Origin of the sequence: Arsenophonus sp. ENCA (genome assembly GCF_002287155.1) — a bacterium.
In the GTDB taxonomy this organism is placed as follows: domain Bacteria; phylum Pseudomonadota; class Gammaproteobacteria; order Enterobacterales; family Enterobacteriaceae; genus Arsenophonus; species Arsenophonus nilaparvatae.
In genome coordinates, this window is record NZ_NHNG01000324.1 from 1 (window position 1) to 3,333 (window position 3,333).

Here is a 3,333-nt window from a genome sequence, read left to right on the forward strand (position 1 = left end):
GTTTGATGATAGGATTATTTGTTTGATACATAAAATTACCTTTTATTTAATTATCTAATGATGTTAATTAAAACCGGTAACTTTCTTTTTTAAATCAGAATTGTCAGATTAAGTTAAGACTAATACATATTATTTACGTTACAGTGAGATTCAACTTGATTTGATTGATGTATCCGTACCAGAATTAAACCTCACATTAAAGGGTGACGTTGATATTGTTGCCCGTACACCATACCCAAATAAAAGTTATCAAATTGCTTGCCGGAAAAAAGGTCGCAAGGCAATTAACGGTATTTTTATTGAAACCGATAAAAAATTAACCAACTTCACCCAAATAACCCGCTGGGCGGTTAACGGGGAAATTGCCACCCACAAAATACACTTTCATATCCTTGACTCAGATTTCGATGCGATCACCTCCGAAATAATGATGTGGAATGCATTTCATGACACCCCTTTTTCCTCACGTAAAAGCGAAATCCATGAAAAATTGCTACCCGCAACCGATCAACCGCGCATGCTAGCGATTCTTGAAAATAAGAAAAAGCCTGTTGCTCAATAGTGAAATAAAACTGCTTTCAATAAAAACAAGTTAGATACATCTAAAAAACACAAAAATAGGTTATTTTTTAATCTTATATAGGTCATTTTTAATTCAAAAATTGATTATTTTATCATCAATAGCTGGTTTTTTTGTAAGTCACAATTAATTTTGCTATTGAGCAACAGGCTTATTGGAATTCAGCGAGTAACCTCGGTTGTCCACAACAATAACCTGGTTGCACCAGAATTCCATGGCAAAAAAGTAGGACTTGCTTTACAAAAAGTTCTAAGAACGAAGAAAAATGGCGATGAAAGTTACAGCTTTGATATCCGTATGCCATTTGTAGCAAACACTGAGCAAACGCTTTTAGAAAAAGTTGAAAACAAACCCGCTCAAGCTGTTAAAAATCTATTACGTACTCTAAAAGATAAAGACGAACGTAAACCAACAAACACTTTCGCTAATACTCCGCAGCCAGATACTGACCTCAACGCCTTTTAATAACAGGAAATTACCATGTGGATATTAATCCTGGCTATGTACGCCAGCCCTTATGCCTCAAGTAACTTTGCAAGTGTTCATACTCAGGAATTTGACACTGAAAATATGTGCCAATTCGCCGCTAAACAGTTTGAGCGGGAATTTGAGACTTTCAAGGATATTAACGCTAAAGCGATTTGCGTTAAGAAATAAGCTAATTTCATCGAGGTTCAACCATGAAACTTAACATCATCAAATTATTAATCACAACATTATTGTTTATTAGTGCAGCATTCGCCTTCGAACTCATAGTTGGTCACATTGCGCACGCCGATGCCGTCATTGACCCACAAATCAGGTTTAAACGTGGTGAATTAGGCAATATTCATTTTGGGGGACAAGAGCTACTGGTTATTGGCATCATGCTAGTGCCAGCTCTTATGGTTTATTTGGGAGTATTTATCGATACTTTGAAGAAATAGTTGCAAAACAAGAAATCATTACCCACCTGACCTATTCCACTTAATTAATACTCATTCATCAATTAACTTTGAGGGATCACCTTATGCAAAATTTAATCAACATCGAAACAAAAAATATCAATGGTGAATTAATCCAAACAGTCAATGCTCGTGATTTACATTTATTCCTGGAAATTGGTAAAGATTTTTCCAACTGGATAAAAGATAGAATTAAGCAATATGAATTTGTAGAGGGCAATGATTTCATTATTGTTGAAAATTTGAGCTCGCCAAAACTGGCGAGTGCAAAATCTCGACAACGCGTGCTTAAAGAGTATGCAATCTCTATCAATATGGCGAAAGAGCTATCAATGGTTGAGCGTAACGAAAAAGGGAAACAGGCCAGACAGTATTTTATTGAATGCGAAAGAAAAGCATTAGAAGCTGTCAACCCTGTTAAAATACTAAATAATCCATCAGCAATGCGAGGGCTGCTACTCAATTACACAGAAAAAGTTATTGCACTTGAACACAAAGTCGATGAAATGAAACCGCAAGTCGAAGCACTAAAACGAATCAGCTATTCAGAAGGCTCGCTTTGTATTACTGATGCGGCAAAATCACTCCAAATGAAACCCAAAGCACTTTTTTCATGGTTACAAGGACATGATTGGATTTATCGGCGTGTTGGTGGAAAAAGTTGGATTGGCTATCAGGATAAAATCAAGCAGGATTTAATCGAGCATAAAGTGACTGTCGTTGCTAGAAATGACGGTTCGGAAAAGTTAACTGAACAGGTAAGAATTACGCCAAAAGGACTTGGAAAATTATCCGTTCTTATTAGTGAATAATGCCAAGCAAAAAAAGACCAGCGCAAGTCTGGCCAACACCAGGGAAAATGTTGTGGATACCAACACACAACGGCAACAACACTACCACAAACAATTCATAAATGATCAATTTTTGATCAAATTTACATTTATTTAATCAATAATAGAAATAATCCTATGAATAATATCCATGAATACCGAACAACGTTACACCATGTCAAAGCAGGGATGCAGGTTATTTATCATGGTGAAATGATGAAAATAATTAGATTGAAGGAGAAAAAATTAACAAACAAAGGATTGATATATCAATTTGATACCGATGGAGAAAGTAAAACATTAACCGGAAATGGCGGTAATAAAATCACTGTCTTAGAAAAAATAGACGACTTGCATAAAAGTAAAAGCTGGTATGTTTAGGAGATGAAGTGAAGTATGACCTGATACTCGCAGACCCACCCTGGTAAGACCAAAACAAAGCATAAAACAGCGCAGCAAATAAATCCTAATACTCTTCCCAACAAATCATATGCCCTGACCTAACAAAGAACGAAGATAATCATTCGTGCTTAGGCTATTTGTTTTTGTGGGGAAATGAAGCGCCCGATAATAGTGTGAGTTTTTGAATGAGGATAAATAAACATGATTACTTTAGCGGAATGGAACGCTCGAAGGGACAGGCCACGCCGGATGGATACCGTCAGAATTTGGGCGAGAAATGGTCTTATACAGCCCCCACCCATTAAGAGGCTGTCGCAAAAGGGGTGGAATTTTTTTTTCAACAATATCCCACCGTGCAGATTTTCTCTTTTTCTGATTTTAGTTTGTACAAATAATAGACTGAAAATCATCCATAATATCAGAGCAACCGCTCTTGATAAGTTATAGGCCATTGCATGCAGGGTAAATTCGAGCTTTACCGCTAATAATCCCTTACGCCGGAAACGTTCCAAACCCTGAATTCCCCGCAATGCTGAAAACACAGGTTCAACCATGCTCTTTCGCTGATTCAAGATTT

At 36.7% G+C, this 3,333-nt stretch carries 6 protein-coding genes and 2 pseudogenes; 7 read left to right on the top strand and 1 reads right to left on the bottom strand.

Translation table 11 applies throughout. From position 1 onward, the window contains the following. Positions 1–139: 139 nt before the first annotated feature. From CBG25_RS08620 to CBG25_RS08650, 7 genes and pseudogenes are all read left to right on the top strand, one after another. Positions 140–562 (top strand): annotated as a pseudogene (locus CBG25_RS08620) (DUF6012 family protein); the annotation flags it as partial. A 156-nt stretch (positions 563–718) separates the two neighbouring features. Then, entirely contained in the window at positions 719–1,045 is a 327-nt protein-coding gene (locus tag CBG25_RS08625) for a hypothetical protein (protein ID WP_290606039.1), read from the top strand. A gap of 15 nt (positions 1,046–1,060) precedes the next feature. Then, positions 1,061–1,237 (top strand): hypothetical protein, encoded by a 177-nt coding sequence (locus CBG25_RS08630; protein WP_167876650.1) that lies wholly within the window; start codon positions 1,061–1,063, stop codon positions 1,235–1,237. A gap of 23 nt (positions 1,238–1,260) precedes the next feature. After that, positions 1,261–1,506 carry a hypothetical protein gene (locus tag CBG25_RS08635; RefSeq protein WP_290606044.1) on the top strand — a complete coding sequence of 82 codons (246 nt, stop codon included), beginning with the start codon at positions 1,261–1,263 and terminating at the stop codon, positions 1,504–1,506. 83 nt (positions 1,507–1,589) lie between these two features. Continuing rightward, positions 1,590–2,336 (top strand): phage antirepressor KilAC domain-containing protein, encoded by a 747-nt coding sequence (locus CBG25_RS08640; RefSeq protein WP_290606046.1) that lies wholly within the window; start codon positions 1,590–1,592, stop codon positions 2,334–2,336. A gap of 156 nt (positions 2,337–2,492) precedes the next feature. Then, positions 2,493–2,735, top strand: a complete 243-nt coding sequence (locus CBG25_RS08645; protein WP_290606048.1) for a hypothetical protein — start codon at positions 2,493–2,495, stop codon at positions 2,733–2,735. Positions 2,736–3,005: 270 nt separating this feature from the next. Further along, the gene (locus tag CBG25_RS08650; RefSeq protein WP_290606050.1) at positions 3,006–3,203 is read left to right on the top strand and encodes a hypothetical protein; all 198 of its coding nucleotides are present in this window, start codon (positions 3,006–3,008) and stop codon (positions 3,201–3,203) included. A gap of 41 nt (positions 3,204–3,244) precedes the next feature. Here CBG25_RS08650 and CBG25_RS08655 read toward each other — a convergent pair. After that, positions 3,245–3,310, bottom strand: a pseudogene (locus CBG25_RS08655) (hypothetical protein); the annotation flags it as partial. Between the last annotated feature and the right edge of the window lie 23 nt (positions 3,311–3,333).

Bases quoted from the DNA above. Each gene is read 5' to 3' on its own strand.
- CBG25_RS08630 (WP_167876650.1), top strand. From the start codon at position 1,061: ATGTGGATATTAATCCTGGCTATGTACGCCAGCCCTTATGCCTCAAGT.
- CBG25_RS08635 (WP_290606044.1), top strand. From the start codon at position 1,261: ATGAAACTTAACATCATCAAATTATTAATCACAACATTATTGTTTATT.
- CBG25_RS08640 (WP_290606046.1), top strand. From the start codon at position 1,590: ATGCAAAATTTAATCAACATCGAAACAAAAAATATCAATGGTGAATTA.
- CBG25_RS08645 (WP_290606048.1), top strand. From the start codon at position 2,493: ATGAATAATATCCATGAATACCGAACAACGTTACACCATGTCAAAGCA.
- CBG25_RS08650 (WP_290606050.1), top strand. From the start codon at position 3,006: ATGGATACCGTCAGAATTTGGGCGAGAAATGGTCTTATACAGCCCCCA.